At 43.3% G+C, this 20,368-nt stretch carries 18 protein-coding genes; 6 read left to right on the forward strand and 12 right to left on the reverse strand.

Annotated features, from left to right (window positions below; genetic code table 11):
* Positions 1 to 141: 141 nt before the first annotated feature.
* Complete coding sequence (locus tag EJN84_RS00290; protein WP_129593550.1) at positions 142 to 702, forward strand: helix-turn-helix domain-containing protein; 561 nt, start codon at positions 142 to 144, stop codon at positions 700 to 702.
* 105 nt (positions 703 to 807) lie between these two features.
* Positions 808 to 2,463, forward strand: coding sequence for an AMP-binding protein (locus tag EJN84_RS00295; RefSeq protein ID WP_129593551.1), 1,656 nt, complete (start codon positions 808 to 810; stop codon positions 2,461 to 2,463).
* A gap of 76 nt (positions 2,464 to 2,539) precedes the next feature.
* On the opposite strand, the gene yidC is transcribed toward EJN84_RS00295, so the two are convergent.
* Positions 2,540 to 4,504 (reverse strand): membrane protein insertase YidC, encoded by a 1,965-nt coding sequence (yidC, locus tag EJN84_RS00300; RefSeq protein WP_129593552.1) that lies wholly within the window; start codon positions 4,502 to 4,504, stop codon positions 2,540 to 2,542.
* A 268-nt stretch (positions 4,505 to 4,772) separates the two neighbouring features.
* Entirely contained in the window at positions 4,773 to 6,203 is a 1,431-nt protein-coding gene (locus tag EJN84_RS00305; protein WP_129593553.1) for a PDZ domain-containing protein, read from the reverse strand.
* Between the two features lie 174 nt (positions 6,204 to 6,377).
* Here EJN84_RS00305 and EJN84_RS00310 point away from each other — a divergent pair, with 174 nt between their 5' ends.
* Genes EJN84_RS00310 through hemH form a run of 4 tightly spaced genes read left to right on the forward strand, consistent with a single transcriptional unit; the run spans position 6,378 to position 10,837 of the window.
* Positions 6,378 to 6,827, forward strand: a complete 450-nt coding sequence (locus EJN84_RS00310; protein WP_129593554.1) for a YhcH/YjgK/YiaL family protein — start codon at positions 6,378 to 6,380, stop codon at positions 6,825 to 6,827.
* Positions 6,828 to 6,848: 21 nt separating this feature from the next.
* Positions 6,849 to 8,858: an alpha amylase C-terminal domain-containing protein gene (locus EJN84_RS00315; protein ID WP_129593555.1), complete on the forward strand. Its 2,010-nt coding sequence runs from the start codon at positions 6,849 to 6,851 to the stop codon at positions 8,856 to 8,858.
* Positions 8,859 to 8,882: 24 nt separating this feature from the next.
* Positions 8,883 to 9,857, forward strand: a complete 975-nt coding sequence (locus tag EJN84_RS00320; RefSeq protein ID WP_129593556.1) for a type I phosphomannose isomerase catalytic subunit — start codon at positions 8,883 to 8,885, stop codon at positions 9,855 to 9,857.
* Between the two features lie 11 nt (positions 9,858 to 9,868).
* The gene (gene hemH / locus EJN84_RS00325; RefSeq protein WP_129593557.1) at positions 9,869 to 10,837 is read left to right on the forward strand and encodes a ferrochelatase; all 969 of its coding nucleotides are present in this window, start codon (positions 9,869 to 9,871) and stop codon (positions 10,835 to 10,837) included.
* Here hemH and EJN84_RS00330 read toward each other — a convergent pair.
* The 10 genes from EJN84_RS00330 to folD form a co-directional block, all read right to left on the reverse strand.
* On the reverse strand, positions 10,834 to 12,267 hold the full coding sequence (locus EJN84_RS00330; RefSeq protein ID WP_129593558.1) for a tetratricopeptide repeat protein: 1,434 nt from the start codon (positions 12,265 to 12,267) through the stop codon (positions 10,834 to 10,836). The genes hemH and EJN84_RS00330 overlap by 4 nt on opposite strands.
* 102 nt (positions 12,268 to 12,369) lie before the next feature.
* On the reverse strand, positions 12,370 to 14,073 hold the full coding sequence (locus tag EJN84_RS00335; protein ID WP_129593559.1) for a glutamine--tRNA ligase/YqeY domain fusion protein: 1,704 nt from the start codon (positions 14,071 to 14,073) through the stop codon (positions 12,370 to 12,372).
* A gap of 62 nt (positions 14,074 to 14,135) precedes the next feature.
* Positions 14,136 to 14,471: a HepT-like ribonuclease domain-containing protein gene (locus EJN84_RS00340; protein ID WP_129593560.1), complete on the reverse strand. Its 336-nt coding sequence runs from the start codon at positions 14,469 to 14,471 to the stop codon at positions 14,136 to 14,138.
* The gene (locus EJN84_RS00345; RefSeq protein ID WP_101486178.1) at positions 14,464 to 14,766 is read right to left on the reverse strand and encodes a nucleotidyltransferase family protein; all 303 of its coding nucleotides are present in this window, start codon (positions 14,764 to 14,766) and stop codon (positions 14,464 to 14,466) included. Before EJN84_RS00345 ends, EJN84_RS00340 begins: the two co-directional genes overlap by 8 nt.
* 38 nt (positions 14,767 to 14,804) lie before the next feature.
* Positions 14,805 to 15,821, reverse strand: coding sequence for a tRNA (adenosine(37)-N6)-threonylcarbamoyltransferase complex transferase subunit TsaD (tsaD, locus tag EJN84_RS00350; RefSeq protein WP_129593561.1), 1,017 nt, complete (start codon positions 15,819 to 15,821; stop codon positions 14,805 to 14,807).
* A gap of 5 nt (positions 15,822 to 15,826) precedes the next feature.
* Positions 15,827 to 16,147 carry a type II toxin-antitoxin system RelE/ParE family toxin gene (locus EJN84_RS00355; RefSeq protein ID WP_238943877.1) on the reverse strand — a complete coding sequence of 107 codons (321 nt, stop codon included), beginning with the start codon at positions 16,145 to 16,147 and terminating at the stop codon, positions 15,827 to 15,829.
* Complete coding sequence (locus EJN84_RS00360) at positions 16,144 to 16,377, reverse strand: hypothetical protein (protein WP_101486181.1); 234 nt, start codon at positions 16,375 to 16,377, stop codon at positions 16,144 to 16,146. The genes EJN84_RS00355 and EJN84_RS00360 overlap by 4 nt, the downstream gene beginning before the upstream one ends.
* Positions 16,378 to 16,609: 232 nt before the next feature.
* Entirely contained in the window at positions 16,610 to 17,263 is a 654-nt protein-coding gene (locus EJN84_RS00365; RefSeq protein ID WP_129593563.1) for a hypothetical protein, read from the reverse strand.
* Positions 17,264 to 17,612: 349 nt separating this feature from the next.
* The gene (gene ettA / locus EJN84_RS00370) at positions 17,613 to 19,295 is read right to left on the reverse strand and encodes an energy-dependent translational throttle protein EttA (RefSeq protein ID WP_129593564.1); all 1,683 of its coding nucleotides are present in this window, start codon (positions 19,293 to 19,295) and stop codon (positions 17,613 to 17,615) included.
* Positions 19,296 to 19,479: 184 nt separating this feature from the next.
* On the reverse strand, positions 19,480 to 20,361 hold the full coding sequence (folD, locus tag EJN84_RS00375; RefSeq protein ID WP_129593565.1) for a bifunctional methylenetetrahydrofolate dehydrogenase/methenyltetrahydrofolate cyclohydrolase FolD: 882 nt from the start codon (positions 20,359 to 20,361) through the stop codon (positions 19,480 to 19,482).
* Between the last annotated feature and the right edge of the window lie 7 nt (positions 20,362 to 20,368).

The following is a 20,368-nucleotide window of genomic DNA, read 5'->3' on the forward strand; positions in this document are numbered from 1 at the left end:
TTATCGAAAAGCAATAGCGATTTCTCGGCAAATATTCCTAAGCCATTCTTTTCATCTTGTTGAACAAATTTTTGTAAATATATTTATACCTTTACGGTCGATAAAATTGAAATTTCTTTCTGAAAGAAAACGAACACAAAAATGACAACAGATTTAAAACAAATCGGCGAACGCATGAAAGGTTTACGTGATGCGCTCAATTATTCACCCGAAGAAATGGCTCGACTGCTCGAAATCGGAACTGAAGAATATTTGCAATACGAATCAGGGGAGAAAGACATTTCCGTTTCGATTTTATTGCGCATGGAACGCGAATTCAAAGTAGATTTGGCAACGCTGATGTTTGGTACCGAACCACGCATGAATTCTTATTTCATTACCCGCAAGGATAAAGGTGTGACTGTGGAACGCGTGAAAGCCTATAAATATCAATCGCTCACTGCAGGATTTACACATAATCTCGCCGAAATTTTCATCGTAACTGTTGAGCCTAAGCCGCTCGAAGAGGATATCTATCAAAATATTCATTCGGGACAAGAATTCAACATGGTGCTCGAAGGCCGCATGTTAATTCGTTTCAACGGTAAAGACCTCATTTTGAACGAGGGCGACAGTATTTATTTTGACTCTTCGCTTCCTCACGGCATGCAAGCCCTTGACAATCGGGCCGTAAAGTTTTTGGCCGTCATACTACATCCATAAAATCAGTGAAAAGTCAAAAGCTTTGGAGTTAACAAATCAGCTTAAAATTGTCTTGGCCAATCTCAAGCAAACACTATTAATCATTTATATTCCGTTTTGGTTATCATGATCGAAAAATTTGTAAAACAAACACAATTTGCATCACACGAGGATTTCGTAAAAAATTACCGAATAGAGATCCCCGAAAATTTCAATTTTGCCTACGACGTTGTGGACGAATGGGCACGCACCAACCCAAACAAAAGGGCATTGTGCTGGACAAACGACAAAGGTGAACATCAAGACTTAACATTTGCCCAAGTCAAAACATTGTCGGATCAAACTGCTTCTTTTTTCCAATCGTTAGGAATTGGCAGAGGCGATATGGTAATTCTGATTTTGAAACGTAATCTCGAGTTTTGGCAATCGATCGTTGCGTTGCACAAAATCGGCGCTGTGGCTATTCCCGCCACTCACCTGCTCACCGATAAAGACATTGTGTATCGGGCAAATGCCGCAGGAATAAAGGCAATCGTAGCTTCGGACGATGAAAACCTCGTCACTCACATCAATCTTGCAATGCCAAAAACTCCGACGGTAAAATTTCGCATCCTGGTTGGCAAAAACAATATTCCCGAAGGATGGATCGATTTTCACGAAGGAGTAAAAAAAGCATCTCCATTCGTCAAACCCGAACATGTGAATACGAATGAGGATAGCATGCTTTTGTATTTCACCTCAGGCACCACCGGTCAACCCAAGATGGTAATTCACGATTTTACCTACCCACTCGGGCATATCACTACTGCCAAGTTTTGGCACAATCTTCACGAAAACAGTCTCCATTTGACTGTAGCCGATACCGGTTGGGCAAAAGCGATGTGGGGTAAATTATATGGTCAATGGATTGTCGGCGCCTGTATTTTCGTGTACGACTACGATGGCAGGTTCATTCCTGAAGATATGCTCCGCATTATTTCAACTTATAAAGTTACTTCGTTTTGTGCTCCTCCAACGATTTATCGTTTTCTCATCCGGGAGGATCTCGGTAAATACGATTTGTCGTCGCTCGAGTATTGCACAACGGCCGGAGAAGCTTTAAACCCGTCGGTTTTCGAAACGTTTTACAAGCAGACCGGAATTAAAATTATGGAAGCATTTGGTCAGACCGAAACGGTTGCAACTATCATTACTTTTCCGTGGATGAGCCCCAAACCCGGATCTATGGGTGTTCCTAATCCTCTATATAAACTCGATCTGCTCACTCCGGACGGACGATCTGCTGAAGACGGCGAACAAGGCGAAATTGTATTTTACACGAAAGAAGGCAAACCTCTCGGATTGTTTCGCGGTTACTATCGCGACGACGAGCTCACCGCCCAAGTTTATGCCGACAATACATACCATACGGGCGACGTTGCCTGGCGCGACGAAGATGGATATTACTGGTTTGTTGGTCGTACGGACGATATGATCAAAAGCTCGGGTTATCGCATCGGACCATTCGAAGTGGAAAGTGCCGTGATGACACACCCGGCCGTTGTTGAATGTGCCATAACGGGTGTTCCGGACGAAATACGCGGACAGATCATCAAGGCAACGATCGTGTTGGCAAATGACTACAAAGATAAGGCCAACGATGAATTGGCGAAAGAAATTCAGAATCATGTAAAAAACATCACTGCTCCTTATAAATATCCACGGATTGTCGAGTTCGTAGATGAACTTCCCAAGACTATCAGCGGAAAGATAAAACGCGGAGAGATCCGCGAAAAAAAATAGAGATGCTATCGTAGCACCTCTATTTTTTTTGATTTTTTCTCATCGTCGAAACAATCGCAAATCAGGCGAAAGCTTTTCATCGACGATAATTCTTTTTAGCGTTTTCTTTGGCTCTTTCACGAGCTTGTTTTTCCTGCATTTTCTGTGCTTCTTCCAGTCGTGCCATGAATCCCGATTTCTTTTTGGGCTTCTTTTTGTTTTCTTCCAATTGCGCCAGAAGCTTATCTTCGTCAAGCGTTTTCTGGAAAACAAAGGTGACAATCATCGTAATAAGTGTCGAAAGCAGATAGTAGTAATTTAATCCGGCCGGATACGAATTAAGTATGAAGAACATAAATACTGCCATGAAGATAGGCATATATTTCATGCCGGCCATTTGCGCCTGTCCGGTGTCTGCCATTTTCATATTGTAAGTCGAATACCATACATTTACAATAGTCATTAGCAAACAAAAAAGGCTGATATGATTGCCCATGAAGCGAGTCACTAACGGAATATTTCCACTCCATTGAATAATAGAATCGTAGGTTGACAAATCATCCGCCCAAAGAAATCCTTGTTGTCGCAATTCAATAGCAGAAGGAAAAAAGAAGAACAATGCAAGCAGAATCGGCATTTGCAGCAGCATTGGCAGGCAACCGCTCATTGGGCTTACACCGGCTTTCGAATATAATTCCATTGTTTCTTTTTGGCGCTTCATCATCATTTCCTGGTCTTGACCGGGATATTTTTTTTCTATTTCCTGAATTTGCGGTCGCAAAACTCGCATTTTGGCCGTCGAGGTAAACGATTTATAGGTGAGCGGCAAAATGATAAGTTTAACCAATAACGTCAGAATCAGAATAATCAATCCCATTGTCAGTCCCTGATTTCTAAGCAGATTGAAAATCGGAAGCACAAACCATTTGTTTACCCAACTCAACCATCGATATCCCAAATCTACCTGCTCGTGAAGCAGCAATTTATCAGAATCATTATCAATTCCTTTATCGTAAGCTTTCAGCGTATAGTAATGCACGGGTCCGAAGTAATATCTAAATCCTGCATAATAGGCATTGTTGGCTTCATCTACCGATACGGGAACCATCGCTTCCGCCCTGTAATTTTTAAGGTAATTGCCCGTTAGGATGTCATCTGAGTGAAGAATCGTTGTATTAAACGATTTGTCGGGTATCACTACCGTAGTGAAATACTGATCTTTAAAGGCAAACCATTGGACAGGTTCGGTGAGTTCTTTCGAATCGCTCTTGTCGGGATTCATTTTCTCAACTCCCTGATTTTGATATTTGTACATGATGCGAGCATAACGTCTTTCGAACGATTCGCCTTTTTCCTGCTGTCGCAATTTCTGTTGCCAATTGAGTTTGAAATTTCGAAGACTTTCGGGATGCAATCCATCGCTCATCCCCACTACCCTGATTTCGAAACGCATCATATATTCATCTTCCGGAAGAGTGTAAACGAAATCGATATATTGCGCCGGCGAACTTTCGAGTCGCATGATAACCGAATTTTGATCTGACGAAATTATCGGGGTGAAATATAAATTTTCTGTCGAAAGCTTCACACTGTTTCGATTGTAGAGTTCAAGATTAAAGTTGGCTTCGTCTCCTTCCCAGAAATATAGACTATCTTTGTTGTAGCGTAAAAAGTCTTTTAACATCACAGAATGGATAACGCCTCCCTTTGTGCTCAGTTTTAGTTTTATCTTATTATTTTCTAACGCGATCAACTGTTCTTTTTCGGGGAGCGAATACACAGAGTCCGGCGTTGAGACTGACATACTGTCCGATGACGAGATCGCACTTTTTGAAGCACTGAAGAAACTGTCCACGCTGCCTTGTTCTTCGGGGACAGATGTGAGACTGTCTGTAGTTCGTTGAGCAACTTCGAGTCTTGCTCTTTCGGCTTCCACAAGTTGTATCGAATCCTGTTTTCTCTTCTGTGCCGCTAACTGTTCCTGACTGGGTCGGTTATAGATACTGAATGCCACAATAATGGCTCCGATCAACAACAAACCGATAAGTGAATTTTTATCCATTTTTACTCTTTATTCGGATGATGATGTGATTCAAAAAAAATAGCAAATTGTGTTGTTTACTTGATTGATTTTTCAAAACTGCAAAAGTACAAAAAAAACACCAACCTTTAAATTCTTCATCGTTCAATTTACAGAATGTCCGTATCGAAAAATTCACGATCGAAAGCGAGTGTTCTCAAAGAAGGCTTCCCGAAAAAGGGAAAAAGTTCTTACATCAAATATGTTTGTTTGACTTGTCTGTCCGACAAATTTAGATTCCATGCATCTCCTATTTCACCGAAATGGTAGAATTAACCGTTATTTTCGGGAACACTTCAAACAACAATGTTTCATCGCCTCTTTCCACCTCTATCGTGATAGATCGGGGCGTTCCCCAATCGATATATTGATTAAAATTGAAAAGATAAGCAAAAGCCGGTTTATATCTTTTATCTTTCAGTGCGTTGGCTACATTGTGGTATTGCGAAACATCCCAAAACATACAATTATTGAATCCATTTACATCGGTGTATCGAGAATTGCGGTCTCTGTATTGCATTGTCTCGGCTATAAAAAGTCGATATGCTTGTGTGAGGGCTTTGGAATTGTGATCGAATTTTTGATTTTGGATTTTCAGAACAACATCTCCCGGCCGAAGACCGGCAATTGCAGCCGGTGATTCGGCATCAATGGCAACAATGGTTTTCAGGTCGTTAAAATCGAAACTGATTCCCGTGTAATTGTATTTGAGGTGATTCACCTGATAAGTAGCCAAATTAAGACTTCCCGGGTACGGATATTTCAGCAGAATGAGGGGGAGATTCATTTCTAAATAATTTTCGAGGCCATAATTTGTGCCGAGTCTTTCTTTCACTTCACTTTCCCAAATTAAGGTCATCTCACCGGGTTCGATATATTTTTTGTCATAAAACTGAAACCCGAATGAGAGATTGAACATTATATCGTCCACCCGAACAGCTTCGGACGGCGAATAGACCGGAATCTTAATCATCCGGTTATTACGAGTATCAAATCGCCAAACATTTTGATACGATCCGTAAGTTGGCGAATTTGGTTTGAATAGAGAATTACTTTCGTAAGAATAATATGTTTGTATAACAAAATCGGGATCGTGTGTGTCACGTCTTAATCCCCGATTGCGTAAAATCCTCTCGAAAATGGAGTTAATTCGCTTGTCGAGAACCGAAAGCTCATCATTATTTCCGGCAAAATCATAAGTGCGATATAGGTGCAATTTGGCATTCGGATTGACTTTGGTTTTGACGGGAATAACAAAACGTCTGTCCTGAACATCTTCGAGACTGTAGAATGCAAAAACCGATGACAGTTGCGCTTCGTTAATGGCATTCTTAAACCGACAATCCTTTAGTAAGGAAATTGTTTTAAAAGTGGTTTCCAGATTTCGAATGCTTAGAGTCATATCGCCGCTCCTCTCGGCAAACCACGACATAATGGTTGAATAGGGTTTCAAAAAAGTGCCGTTGCCATTCACTTCGAGAATAATATCGTTTAATTTTAATCCGGCCCGTGCTGCGGGCGATCCGGGTGTAACTTCCACCACAACCGGCTCGTTCTCGCCCCAATTGGGATTATTGCTGATCTCAAACCGAAAACCCAAATTGCAAGTTATTGCAGCATTTTGAGCAAATGAACTCAAACAAACCAGGATGCCGAAAAATAAGGAAATAAAATACTTCATTCAAAAAAAATATTACAGATAAACACGTAGCGGTCGATATTTTTTAGATACGGCAAAGGTAATATTTTTTCGAAAAAAACCGATGATGAGTGCTTTTTAGCTTAAAATAAAACAAGTTTGTTTGTAATTTCTTTTAACTTTGTGCCACTCGAACAAATATCAAAAAAAACCAATATGATTATCGATAACTTATCCAATTCAAAACAATATTTATCACTTCACCCTCGTTTCGAAGAGGTTTTTTCGTATATTAATTCGCTCAATTGGAATAATCTTCCTATCGGAGTAACCGAGTTGGACGGACAACAACTAAAAGTTATTGCTTCTGAATCCGACATGAAAAGTCAAGACGAAGCGAAACTCGAAGTGCATCAAAAATTCATCGATATTCAGATTCCTGTGACAAAATCGGAGACCTTTGGCTGGCGTTCGCTCGATACACTGAAAAAAAGTATCGGCGGTTATGATGAAGAAAGGGATATCGAATTTTTTGACGATGAACCCACAACCTATATCACCGTACAAGCCGGTGAATTTGCCATTTTCTTTCCCAGCGATGGACATGCACCGTTAGTCGGTAACGGAATAATAAAAAAAATAGTCGTGAAAGTAGCCGTATCATAACCATTTATAAAAAAAACCAATATGCTCGACATCATCAAAAACGATCCGTGGCTCGAACCCTTCGAACAGGCTATACAAGGCCGATACGACTACGTCGTGAAACGTGAAAAAGATCTCACGCAAAACGGAAACATCACTTTATCGGATTTCGCTAACGGATATTTGTATTTCGGGCTTCACAAAACGGAAAGCGAATGGATTTTGCGCGAATGGGCACCCAATGCCGTCGAAATTTATTTGATCGGATCATTCAATAATTGGCAAAGGCAAGAATCTTATAGATTTAAACGAATTGAAAATGGCGTTTGGGAAGTACGTGTTCCTCTCGACCAAATTCATCACCTCGACTATTATAAAATGCTGGTTGGTTGGGAAGGTGGATCAGGCGAACGAATCCCGGCTTGGTCTCAATATGTGGTACAGGATCCGGCTACTCATATCTTCAGCGCCCAAGTGTGGAATCCTCCAACACCTTATCAATTCGATATCGACCGATTCAAACCGGACACTTCCCCATTACTCATCTACGAATGCCATATCGGAATGGCAACCGAAGAGGAAAAAGTGGGGACTTATAATGAATTTCGCGAAAAAATTCTACCCCGAATCAAAGACAACGGGTACAATGCCATTCAAATCATGGCCATACAAGAGCATCCCTACTATGGATCGTTCGGCTATCATGTTTCCAATTTCTTTGCACCATCGTCTCGTTTTGGAACTCCCGATGAGCTAAAGCACCTCATCGATGCCGCACACCAAATGGGGTTGGCCGTCATCATGGATATCGTGCATTCGCATGCCGTAAAAAACGAAGCCGAAGGCATTGCCCGTATCGATGGATCCTACGACCTTTATTTTCATTCCGATCCATCGCGCCGGAACCATTCGGCATGGGACTCTCTTTGTTTCGATTATGGGAAAAACGAAGTTTTACATTTTCTTTTGTCGAATTGCAAATACTGGATCGAAGAATTCAAGTTCGATGGCTTTCGCTTCGACGGGGTTACTTCCATGATTTACCTCAGTCACGGATTGGGAGAAGCATTCACATCCTATGCCGATTATTATAACTTGGGGCAAGATGGCGACGCTATTTGTTACCTCACATTAGCCAATAAGCTCATCCACGAAGTGAATCCTTCGGCTGTTACCATTGCCGAGGAAGTGAGTGGAATGCCCGGATTGGCGCTAAAGTCCGAAGCAGGAGGCTACGGATTCGATTATCGGCTTGCAATGAACATTCCCGATTTTTGGATTAAGATGATCAAAGAGAGAAAAGACGAAGACTGGCATCCAACAGCTATATGGTGGGAAACAACCAATCGCCGGGCAGACGAAAAAACTATTTCTTACGTCGAAAGTCACGATCAGGCACTCGTGGGTGATAAAACGATTATTTTCCGATTGATCGACGCCGACATGTATTGGTTCATGTCCAAACTGGTGAGCAGTTCGCATCTGGTAGATCGTGGCATTGCCCTGCACAAAATGATTCGTCTGGTAACAGCCACAACCATTAATGGCGGGTATCTCAATTTTATGGGCAATGAGTTTGGTCATCCCGAATGGATCGATTTCCCTCGCGAAGGTAACGGATGGTCCTACAAATATGCTCGCCGTCAATGGCATTTGGCCGACGATCACAATTTGAAATATCATTACTTGGGCGATTTCGACAAAGCTATGCTCCGACTCATCAAATCGGTACCTGATTTTCAAGCAACACCCATCATTAAAATTTGGGAGAAGGACGGTGATAATGTGCTTGCCTATATGCGTCAAGACTTGCTTTTTGTCTTCAATTTCCATCCCGTTACATCGTTTAGCGATTACGGCATTTTAGTGCCGCAAGGGGAATATAAAGTCATTCTCGACACAGACAATCCGGATTTCGGGGGCTTCGGATTGAATGACGACAGCATTCCTCACTTCACTCAATTCGATCCGCTTTACGCTTCCGACAATAAGGGTTGGTTGAAACTATACTTGCCCGCCCGCACGGCTTTTGTCATGAAAAAAGTCGATTAAATAAAATCAAAATAGAACATATCGATGAAATTATATCCATTTAAGTTTGAACCGATTTTAAAACCTGTGATTTGGGGAGGATCAAGACTCTGCGAATTTAAAAATATAAAACCCGTAAAAAACGGAATTGGCGAGAGTTGGGAAATATCGGGTGTCAAGGGTTCTATTTCGGTAATATCGGATGGTGACCTGAAAGGAGTGTCTCTTTCGGAATTACTTCTCGGCAGCAAAGAACAACTGGTGGGGAAAAAAGTATATGAAAAATACGGTAATACATTCCCCTTGCTGATCAAGTTTATCGATGCTCGCGACGATCTTTCCATACAAGTACACCCGGATGATCGATTGGCAAAACAACGACATAATTCCTTCGGGAAAACCGAAATGTGGTATGTCATCAATGCTGCACCCGATGCTTATCTCTATTCCGGATTTCAAAAAAGCATAACTCCCGATGAATATGTGGAAAGAGTAAAGAACAATACTTTTACCGAAACACTTCAGAAATATTACGTGAAACCGGGTGATGTATTTTTTCTGCCCGCAGGACGCGTTCATGCCATCGGAGCAGGATGTTTTGTTGCCGAAATACAGCAAACATCGGACATAACCTATCGCATCTACGATTACAATCGCAAAGATGCTGACGGCAATACACGTGAACTGCACACCGACCTGGCAAAAGATGCCATCGACTATACGGTATATCCAACTTACAAAACAGAATACCTGCCCACGCCCAATCATCCGGTTCAACTTGCTTCGTGCAATTACTTCACGACGAATCTTCTCGATCTCAGTCTGGAAATTAACCGAGATTACAGCTTGTTGGATTCGTTCGTCATTTTTATTTGCATAGACGGCTCCTGTCAGATTACTGACGACAAAGGCAATTCGGTTGTGTTGAAACAGGGAGAAACGCTACTCATCCCTGCCGACACAAATTCGGTGAACGTAAAACCAAGCGCATCTGTCAAGCTGCTCGAAACATACATATAAATAGGTGAAAAATGCGTGGAATATTATTGGTTAATCTTGGCACTCCTGCAAGTTGCAAAAAAGAGGACGTTCAGCGATTTATCTGCGATATGCTTTCGGACCCACTCGTCTCGGGACTTCCCGAATGGCAGTCGAAATTTTTGGCAAAAAACATCATAGCTCCGCTTTCGTCATCCAAATCGCTCGAAAAATACAAATTGATATGGAGAAAAGAAGAACCCAAAATCTCTCCGCTGCTATATCACATGCAGCAGCTCGCAGCCGAACTCGAATCGCGGAAAGGATTGCCGGTTGAAATTGCCATGCGATACGGCGAGCCTGATGTGGCACAAGCTATTGATTCACTCGAAAGAAAATGTCCGTTACTGCATGAGTTAATCGTATTCCCAATGTATCCTCAATATGCGCAATCAACCACTCAAACCGCAATTGACGAAATAGGACGCGTGTTTTATAAGCGTCCACACTCCTTTCGGCTGAAATTCGTAAAATCCTATTACAATCATCCGGCTTACATTCACGCATTGGCTGCTCGGGCCAAACCTTATATCGAGAAAGGATTCGATAAATTCGTATTTTGCTATCACAGTTTGCCCATCAAACAGGTGGAAAGTGCGTGGAAAAAGGGCAGAGAATTTGATTACGTATATCAATTAAAAGAAACGAACCGACTTGTGTCCAACGAATTGGGAATTTCTGTCAACGAACAAATTTTGCTCTATTCTTCACAGCGCGGCAACGGATGGCTCAAGCCTTTTCTTTCAACGGACATCGACAGTTTGCCTCGACAAGGCTGGAAACGAATCATAATTATGGCACCGGGATTCACGGTGGATAACATGGAAACACTCTATGACATCGATATTCAGGCAAGACAACTCTTCATGGCTGCCGGTGGCGAAGAGTTTACATTCGTCCCTTCACTAAATAGTTGTGACGAGTGGATCGAGGCTCTTTGGAAAATTATTTCGGGATATTAGTATTTGATATTCTTGAAAAGCACTCGGTTTTCACGCAATTCATTCAAACGTTTTAGCAGTTCGTCCCGAGTGAGTGTGACGATGTTATCGTTCTCGACATTCGAAATCAACGTAAGCAAAATACGCAAATCTTCATCCGAAAGTTGTTGTGCAATTTCGTCGAAAGGTTCTTTTTCTCCTATTTCGAATCGGATAAAAGCCAGCCTCGATTTGGCTGACGGGTAACTCGGATCCATTTCGAGCAACTGCTCCAAATATTCGGCAGCCTGCTCATACTTATCGCGTGCAACACTCACATTTGCCAGTCTGTCGATTACCGTTTCGTTATCGGGCATGTAAAGAGCTGCTTTCATATAAGCTGTTTCAGAAGCAGCAAAATCTCCCTTGTAAAACATCAGTTCGCCCTCGAGCATGTAAAACTCAAAGGTGTCTCTTTCGTCATCGGGTATCTTTTCATAAGTTTTCAGGGCTTGGTCATAATCCTGCTTCAACAGATAAACATGTGCTTTGCGCACCAAAATGCCTTTCGACCCGAATTTTTCTTCTTTACGCGAAATCACGTCCATCATCCGGTCATATTGCTCCATTGCTTCGTATCCTTCGAACAGCGAATCGTAGAGCGATTCATCGTCGGGCGATTTTCTCAAACATTCCTCAAAAACTCGTATAGCCTCTTCCACATTCTCATTCAAATAAAGTGAAAATGCTTTCATCTTTAGAACCGATACGTCATTCTCATTAATCGTGAGGGCAAAATCGAATGCATCGATAGCTTTATCGAATTGCTCATTCATCGAATACAGCTTTCCGATATTTGCCCAACCTTCGAATGAGTAAGGATCTACGTCGAGCAGACGGTTGTTATATTCGATGGCTTTGTCGAAATCGCCCGCCATTTCGTTGGCATACGCCAAATCAATCAAAACATCCACATTCGACGGATCGAGCAAGAGTGCTTGTTCCAAAAAAAGCTTCGCTTTGTCGAAAAGTTCGAGATCGTTGAAAATATATCCAACTTCCGACACAAATGTAAACAAATCTTCCTCAGAGATATCTTGCAGCAAAATCTGATCAATAATAGCTTCCGCTTCGTCTTCGCGATTCAAATGATAAAGCGTTTCTATTTTCAGCAGTGCAAGATCGATATTGCCATCGTCGCTGATGTGGTGCAAATAGGAATAGGCCTCTTCATACCTTTCCGCAAAAACCAGCTTCTTGGCATATTGCGTCATAATTTCGGGACTGCCGGGATGCATTCTCATCCCCTGCTCTATCAGCGCTTCGGCTTCATCCATATCGCCCATTCCGGCATAATAGTCGATCAGCAACGAAAACTCGTCGGCATCCAGATACATGCTTTTGCCAAGCGCCCGCATCTGTTCATATCTTTCGATCAACTCATTGATGTCAAGATCGTCGTTCTCGTCCATACTTTTTTTCTCCGTACTAATCTCTGTTTGTAAATATATGCTACAGAAAAAATTCGCAAATACCAATATACGAATGCTATATGCAAGTGATATGATTCCCGGTTAATTTTTTGTCTGCTGCTTTTTCCACGAATCCTTCAGCGAAACCGTGCGGTTGAACACCAAATGGTCGGGCGTAGAATCCTTATCGACATTGAAATAACCGATGCGCTGAAATTGAAAACTATCGAGCGGTTTCACGTCTTTCAAACAAGCCTCGACTTTGCAGTGCTGTTTGATGACGAGTGACTCGGGATTGAGCAGATCGCGAAAATCGCAATCTTTCTCTTCCGAAGGATTTTCTACCAAAAACAATCGGTCGTACAGTCGCACTTCGGCATCGAGGCAATGGTCAACCGACACCCAGTGAATCGTTCCTTTCACCTTTCTGTTGGCTTCGGGCATACCACTGCGTGTAAGCGGATCGTATTCGGCATAAACTTCCGTAACGACACCGTTCTCATCTTTTTTGCAACCGGTGCAACGCACGATATAGGCATTTTTCAACCTTACTTCGTTGCCGGGTGTGAGACGAAAATAGTTTTTCGGAGCCTCCTCCATGAAGTCGTCGCGTTCGATCCACAATTCGCGACCGAAATGCACCTGACGGCTTCCCATCGACTCGTCTTCGGGATTATTGATTGCCTCAACCATTTCGCCCTCCCCTTCGGGATAGTTCGTCAGAATCAACTTGACAGGATCGATCACTCCCGAAACACGCATGGCGCGTTTGTTGAGATCTTCGCGAATGCTGTGTTCGAGCAGCGAAACATCAATCAGTCCGTCATATTTTGTGTAGCCGATATCGTCGATAAAATTGCGAATCGATTCGGGCGTATATCCGCGACGACGCAGTCCGCAGATGGTGGGCATGCGCGGATCGTCCCATCCGGCTACAAGCTTTTCCTGCACAAGTTGCAGCAATTTACGTTTGCTCATCATCGTGTAGGTCATATTCAGCCGGTTGAATTCGATCTGTCGCGGACGATAATCGCCGGTTGCAAACTGATCGAGAAACCAGTCGTAAAGCGGACGATGCACTTCGAACTCCAACGTGCAGAGCGAATGGGTGACTCCTTCGAAATAGTCGGACTGCCCATGCGCAAAATCATACATGGGATAGGCTTTCCATTGCGTGCCGGTGCGATGATGAGGAATATGGATAACGCGATACATGATGGGATCGCGGAAGTGCATGTTGGGTGAAGCCATGTCGATTTTGGCGCGGAGCACCATTTTCCCTTCGGGAATTTCGCCACTGTTCATTTTGTAAAACAATTCGAGCGATTCTTCCACGGGACGATCGCGGTAGGGACTGTTGATGCCGGGAACCGTCGGCGAACCTTTTTGCCGAGCTATTTCTTCGGCCGTTTGTTCATCCACGTAAGCCTTACCTTCCTTGATGAACCGAACCGCCAAATCCCAAAGCTGCCCGAAATAATCGGAAGCATAAAACACATTTTCCCAGTGAAAACCAAGCCATCGGATATCTTCCATAATGGAATCGACATATTCTACATCTTCTTTCACAGGATTGGTATCGTCGAACCGAAGGTTGCAGATGCCGTTATACTTTTCGGCAATACCGAAATCGAGGCAAATTGCCTTGGCGTGCCCTATGTGAAGATAACCGTTGGGTTCGGGTGGAAAGCGCGTTTGTATGCGACCGCCGTTCTTACCTTCCTGCAAATCTTTTTCCACAATCTGTTCGATGAAATTGAGATTTCGCTTCGATTCTTCCTTGTTGAGATTTTCTGTTGCTGACATGACTTATATTTTTTGCTCGATTGTTTTGTTTGATTGAAAAAAATGCTGATATAGTTCGCAAATTAGTCATTTAATAGTTTGTTGACCTCCAACTTTAATTTTGGCAGATGACGAACGATGATACCCCAAACAATTTCGTCATCTATTTTATCGTATCCGTGAATGACTCGATTTCGAAGTCCAATGATTTGCTTTTTGGAAGAAATAGGAATTGCCGAATCCACCTTATCCAGTTTATTCATCGCTTCACCCATTATTTCGAACTCTCTTTCTACGGCACGGCGAAGCATCTTGTTTTGCATGTATGCCGAGAAATCTTTCTTATCTCCGATAAAAGTTTCTATTGAAACCAGCGATTGCTGTATATCGAAAAGATATTTTTTGACCATTTCATCCATAAAGTTTCACTTTGGTTCGATTGATAGATTCTATGAAATGCGGGTTAGATAAGGATTTTTCCGTTATCAGATCGACATCTCGCTGAAAAATTTCTTCCATTTTGTCTGCCACAACAAAATAATTGTCGGCATAGTCGCCGTAATCCATCGGATAAAAATCAATTAGCAAATCAACATCGCTCGATTCGGAAAACTTGTCGGTGCATACAGAACCAAAAGCAAAAAGAGACCTCACATGGTAAGTTTTGCAAACCTCCGTTATCCTTTCTATATTATCTTGTAAAATCGATTTCATTACTCTTTTTTCTGTTTGGGTGCTTTATTTCATTCTTTTTAAATCGAAACCCGTGCATAGGGAGCTACCTCTTTACCACAAAATTCGCCGTCGAGATACTTGTAATATCCGGTGATGGCTACCATTGCCGCATTATCGGTGGTGTAGGCAAACTTGGGAATATGAATTTTCCACCCATAGCGACGACTATGTTCTTCGAAAGCCCCACGCAGGCCCGAATTGGCCGAAACGCCACCCGCAACGGCAACCTCATCGATATTTAAATCTTTGGCAGCACGCACGAGTTTATCCGTCAAAATATCGATAATGGTTTTTTGTAACGAGGCACACAAGTCTTCCTTGTTTTTTTCGATGAAATCGGGATCATTTTTCAATTCGTCACGCAAAAAATAGAGAAACGAGGTTTTCAATCCGCTGAAACTGTAGTTGTAGCCTGCCACATGAGGTTTGCTGAACGTAAAACGTTCGGGGTTTCCCGACTTGGCGAGTTTATCCACAATCGGACCTCCGGGATAACCCAGTCCCATCACCTTTGCGCATTTGTCGAAAGCTTCGCCGGCAGCATCGTCGATGGTTTGGCCGATGATTTCCATATCGTTGTAAGATTTCACGAGCACAATTTGCGAATTTCCGCCCGAAACGAGCAGACACAGAAACGGGAAATTCGGTTGATTCCTGTCCTCCGGCGTTTCCTTGATGAAATGTGCCAACACATGCGCCTGCAAGTGATTGACCTCGATCATCGGCACGTTGAGCGCCGACGATAAACCTTTGGCAAACGAAGTGCCAACAAGCAGCGAGCCCAACAAACCGGGTCCGCGGGTGAATGCGATGGCCGAAATTTCGTTTTTTGCGACGCCGGCCTGTTTCAGTGCATCGTGCACTACGGGAATAATATTCTGCTGGTGTGCCCGCGAAGCAAGCTCGGGAACCACACCTCCATAACGTTCGTGCACTGCCTGCGTGGTGATGACGTTCGACAAAATCACTCCATCACGAATGACAGCTGCCGATGTGTCATCGCACGAAGATTCTATACCTAATATGGTGATCATCTCATTCAATCGTTTTTGGTTGTCGAAGATTCATTTTTTCCCATGATTTGGTGCAATATGTCCGGATTTCGATGACTATCCCAAATCGTTAGAATGACAATCTCAAACTCCTTTATTTCGTAAATAATTAAATAGTCCGATACTATTTTAACCCGTATGTTTTCGATATCCGTTGATCTTCCGATGTAGGGATAGGCAATTATCAATCGAATCGCCTCCTTGAACAAACGATTAAGTTTTCTGCTGTATAAGTTCGATTTGTTTCTATTGTTCCAATACGAAAATATTCGTTTCCTGTCGTCTTGGGCTAATTTAGACCAAATCACTCTCCTATCCATGATTCGATATCCTTGTCTGCATCTTCGTCCGACAAAAAATCGCCCTTTTCGTATTGCTCTCTTGCCATATCGATTGCTGTTTTTTGATCTTGCGACAGACGATAGGAAGGATGTAAATCATTCTCATGTGAAACGTATTGAAACAGCTCTTCCAATAATTCCTCATTATCTGATTTACGAATCGCATCGATCAATTTTTTTCGAGTAGATATAATCATTTCCGTCTTATTATTAATTCCATTTTTCGAATCGAAACCCTGAGGCAGGGCTTTTCGGCCAAATTCGTCTCAAAGGTATCTGTAATAACCGATGTTAGCGACGCTTGGCGAATTACTATGCTTCAATAAATATGCAAAGATAACACAAAAAAAGCGTATGATGAACAGAGTTATTCATACGCTTCAAAATTGGAAACATCCGATGCAAAATCATTCAAAAATTTTTCCGACTTCAAACGCCTTTCATCAACGCTTCTTTGAGTTGAGGCTTATCCTCAAGGGCGATGTCGGCCGCACGCCAAAAACGGCGCATATAGGTTTCGAGAGCATGCAATGCCTCGTCTTTTTTGCGGGTAGCTTCCTGCGATTCGCCTGTCTCCCGATAATATTCGCTGTATGCGGCATCCATCGAAGGCAACAGTTCCTTGGCGGCGGTCAGTTCTTCAGTCGTCAACTTTACTTGATTCACCGACTGCAGATATGCTTCGTTAGTCAGAAGTGTGTCATAAAAATGGCCAACCTCGTTTCGCCAATCTGCATAAACGGTTGCGGGACTGACATTGATGCCCAAATCCTTGACAGCATCCGGATCATCGAGAAAAGCAAAGAGTGCTTTCTTGCGATGTGCTCTGAAAAGTGCGCTAACCTTCGATCTGATCTCTTTAAAAGCGGCTGAAGCTGCGCTTTCTTCTCCTTTTTCGTCTTGCTGCAAATTCAATGCGGCTTCTACATTTGCTATCAACGATTTGCCTTCGGTAATTTTGGCTGCGTCGTATCCCAGTTCGGCCATCTCTGCAGCAATCTCGGGCTGGGTTTCAACGTTAGTTAATGCTACTCGCGATTTGAGGATAAAATTGGCTTGTGAATCTTTCAGACTTGTGCTCATACAATTAATTTTTAGATAAAATTATAATTTATAGCACAAATCTAAAAAAAATGGATGAACCTTTCAAGCAAAATCATATTTTTTTCGCTTCCCCTACTTTTTTATGGCTTTCCCCTGACTTTTTGCAATCATTTCCGGAGTTTATAGTATAACTTCTGTTCAAAATGGGCCTCTTCTTGACATTATCACACGAATCACCGACAAAATGTATTATTCACCATCGATATTCGTACTCATTCAACTGTTTTTTGCCCAACTTCTATACATTTTGCTATAGATTCCCCCCAAAAGCATGGTTTCGGCGCATGATCGAATTTCTATTTCTGCCCATCGGCATCTTTATGCCGCGCTATTGCAACTTTCGATACCGCACACGCTTGGGTTCTTCGTTGCCGAGACGCATTTTCTTGTTTTCCTCGTATTCGCTGTATGTGCCTTCGAAGAAGAAAACTTCCGAGTTGCCCTCGAATGCAAGGATGTGTGTGCAGATGCGGTCCAGAAACCACCGGTCGTGGGAGATGACCACGGCACAGCCGGCAAAATTTTCGAGTCCTTCTTCCAATGCACGAAGCGTGTTCACATCGATGTCGTTGGTAGGTTCGTCGAGCAACAGCACATTGGCACCGGCTTTGAGCGTGAGCGCCAGGTGCAGTCGGTTGCGTTCACCACCCGAAAGTACGCCGCACAGTTTTTCCTGATCGGCTCCGGTGAAGTTGAAGCGCGAAAGATAAGCCCGAGCATTAATTTCACGACCACCCACACGAATAAATTCACTACCGCCTGACACCACCTGATAAACGGTTTTGGCCGGATCGATGGCTTCGTGCGACTGATCGACGTAAGCAATAACCACTGTTTCGCCCACTTCGAACGTGCCGGCATCGGGTTTTTCCATTCCCTGAATCAATCGGAACAGTGTAGTCTTGCCGGCGCCGTTCGGCCCGATCACACCGACAATTCCGTTGGGAGGAAGCACAAAATTCAAATTGTCGAACAATAGTTTGTCGCCGAAAGCCTTTGCCACGCCGTGCGCTTCAATCACCTTGTTGCCCAATCGCGGACCATTGGGAATAAATATCTCGAGCTTTTCTTCACGTTCTTTCTGATCCTGATTCAGCAACTGCTCGTACGAATTCAAACGGGCTTTGCCCTTTGCCTGTCGCGCCTTTGGAGCCATGTGAATCCAATCCAGCTCGCGTTCGAGCGTTTTGCGACGCTTGCTCGCCTGTTTCTCTTCCTGCTCCATTCGACGCGTTTTCTGTTCGAGCCACGATGTGTAATTTCCTTTCCACGGAATGCCTTCGCCTCGGTCGAGCTCGAGAATCCATCCGGCCACATGATCGAGAAAATAGCGATCGTGCGTGATACAGATGACTGTTCCTTTGTATTGTTGCAAATGTTGTTCGAGCCAATCGATAGACTCGGCATCGAGGTGGTTGGTGGGCTCGTCGAGCAACAGCACATCGGGCTCCTGCAGCAGCAACCTACACAGTGCCACACGGCGACGTTCGCCTCCCGAAAGCTGCGTTACGGGCTGATCTTCGGGCGGACATCGCAATGCATCCATCGCGCGTTCGAGACGATTATCGATATTCCATGCATCTACGGCATCCAGCTTGTCCTGCAATTCGGCTTGTCGGGCAAAAAGTTGATTCATCTTGTCCTCGTTTTCGTAATATTCGGGCAATCCGAATTTCAAGTTGATATCTTCGTATTCTTTCAGCAAATCCATTACCGGTTGCACGCCTTCGCGCACCACGTCTATCACCGTTTTGTCGGGATCGAGTTTGGGGTCTTGTTCCAGATAACCCACCGAAAAACTTTTGTCGGAAACCACCTCGCCCTGATATTCCTTGTCGATGCCGGCAATGATTTTTAACAAGGTAGATTTCCCCGAGCCATTAAGCCCGATAATGCCAATTTTGGCACCATAAAAAAACGAGAGGTAAATATCTTTCAATACTTGTTTGTGAGGCGGAAACGTTTTGCTGACTCCCACCATCGAGAAAATAATTTTTTTGTCGTCGGCCATTGAATAAATGTCAATTTTTTTGGTTAAATGTGTAAAGATATCGTTATGTGTGCAGCGTCGGTCTGTGATATTGATGTCGTCATTCAAATCGTCAAAAAAAATAGTTGTTGACCATCTTCGATACAAATTCCAACGCCGGATTTTCGACGATTTGCACTATTTTTCAGATAAATTCTTAAGGGGTTCATCTGTAAATTTCTTTCTTTGCAGCGAGCAAGGTGTTTTTCAATAAAGACACGATGGTCATCGGCCCTACTCCACCCGGAACGGGCGTAATGAAAGAACATTTGGGAGCTACTTCGTCGAAAGCCACATCGCCGGTGAGTTTGAACCCCGATTTTGTTTTTGTGCTTGGCACCCGAGTCGTACCCACATCGATCACCACCGCACCTTCCTTCACCATATCTGCTTTCAAAAATTCGGGCGAACCAAGAGCCGCAATGATGATATCTGCCTGAACGCAAATTTCTTTAATATTCTTCGTTCGACTATGGCATACAGTTACCGTGCAATCTCCGGGATAAGATTTCTGAAGCATCAGCATGGATACGGGTTTGCCGACGATGTTGCTCCTACCCAACACGACGCAATGTTTGCCCCGAGTCTCGATCTTGTAACGTCGCAACAATTCTACGATACCTGAAGGTGTAGCCGAAAGAAAACACGGCAATCCGATAGCCATTCTTCCTACGTTGACGGGATGAAATCCGTCCACATCCTTGCGATAATCGATGGCTTCGGTGATCTTGTTTTCGGAAATATGTTCGGGCAGTGGCAACTGAACAATAAACCCGTCTACGTCATCGTCGTTATTCAATCGTTCGACGCACGAAAGCAGTTCGTCTTCCGACACATTTTCTTCGAAACGAATCAGAGTAGATTTAAAACCTACTTCTTCACAAGCTCTCACTTTGTTGGCTACATACGTTTCGCTTCCACCATCGTGCCCGACGAGAACGGCAGCCAAATGAGGTGTTTTTTTCCCTTCCGATTTCAGTCGAACCACTTCTTCGGCAATCTCCAATTTTATTTGAGCCGAAACAGCTTTTCCATCAATTATCTGCATGATAAAC

The sequence above is a fragment of the Seramator thermalis genome (assembly GCF_004138125.1).
Lineage (GTDB): Bacteria > Bacteroidota > Bacteroidia > Bacteroidales > Dysgonomonadaceae > Seramator > Seramator thermalis.

What these genes read in the sequence shown, in the direction of transcription:
- folD (WP_129593565.1), bottom strand. Translation starts at nt 20,361, where the DNA reads ATGCAGATAATTGATGGAAAAGCTGTTTCGGCTCAAATAAAATTGGAG.
- EJN84_RS00320 (WP_129593556.1), top strand. Translation starts at nt 8,883, where the DNA reads ATGAAATTATATCCATTTAAGTTTGAACCGATTTTAAAACCTGTGATT.
- EJN84_RS00330 (WP_129593558.1), bottom strand. Translation starts at nt 12,267, where the DNA reads ATGGACGAGAACGACGATCTTGACATCAATGAGTTGATCGAAAGATAT.
- EJN84_RS00365 (WP_129593563.1), bottom strand. Translation starts at nt 17,263, where the DNA reads ATGAGCACAAGTCTGAAAGATTCACAAGCCAATTTTATCCTCAAATCG.
- EJN84_RS00360 (WP_101486181.1), bottom strand. Translation starts at nt 16,377, where the DNA reads ATGATTATATCTACTCGAAAAAAATTGATCGATGCGATTCGTAAATCA.
- EJN84_RS00340 (WP_129593560.1), bottom strand. Translation starts at nt 14,471, where the DNA reads ATGGATGAAATGGTCAAAAAATATCTTTTCGATATACAGCAATCGCTG.
- tsaD (WP_129593561.1), bottom strand. Translation starts at nt 15,821, where the DNA reads ATGATCACCATATTAGGTATAGAATCTTCGTGCGATGACACATCGGCA.
- ettA (WP_129593564.1), bottom strand. Translation starts at nt 19,295, where the DNA reads ATGGCCGACGACAAAAAAATTATTTTCTCGATGGTGGGAGTCAGCAAA.
- EJN84_RS00315 (WP_129593555.1), top strand. Translation starts at nt 6,849, where the DNA reads ATGCTCGACATCATCAAAAACGATCCGTGGCTCGAACCCTTCGAACAG.
- EJN84_RS00335 (WP_129593559.1), bottom strand. Translation starts at nt 14,073, where the DNA reads ATGTCAGCAACAGAAAATCTCAACAAGGAAGAATCGAAGCGAAATCTC.
- EJN84_RS00305 (WP_129593553.1), bottom strand. Translation starts at nt 6,203, where the DNA reads ATGAAGTATTTTATTTCCTTATTTTTCGGCATCCTGGTTTGTTTGAGT.
- yidC (WP_129593552.1), bottom strand. Translation starts at nt 4,504, where the DNA reads ATGGATAAAAATTCACTTATCGGTTTGTTGTTGATCGGAGCCATTATT.
- EJN84_RS00310 (WP_129593554.1), top strand. Translation starts at nt 6,378, where the DNA reads ATGATTATCGATAACTTATCCAATTCAAAACAATATTTATCACTTCAC.
- EJN84_RS00345 (WP_101486178.1), bottom strand. Translation starts at nt 14,766, where the DNA reads ATGAAATCGATTTTACAAGATAATATAGAAAGGATAACGGAGGTTTGC.
- EJN84_RS00290 (WP_129593550.1), top strand. Translation starts at nt 142, where the DNA reads ATGACAACAGATTTAAAACAAATCGGCGAACGCATGAAAGGTTTACGT.
- EJN84_RS00295 (WP_129593551.1), top strand. Translation starts at nt 808, where the DNA reads ATGATCGAAAAATTTGTAAAACAAACACAATTTGCATCACACGAGGAT.
- hemH (WP_129593557.1), top strand. Translation starts at nt 9,869, where the DNA reads ATGCGTGGAATATTATTGGTTAATCTTGGCACTCCTGCAAGTTGCAAA.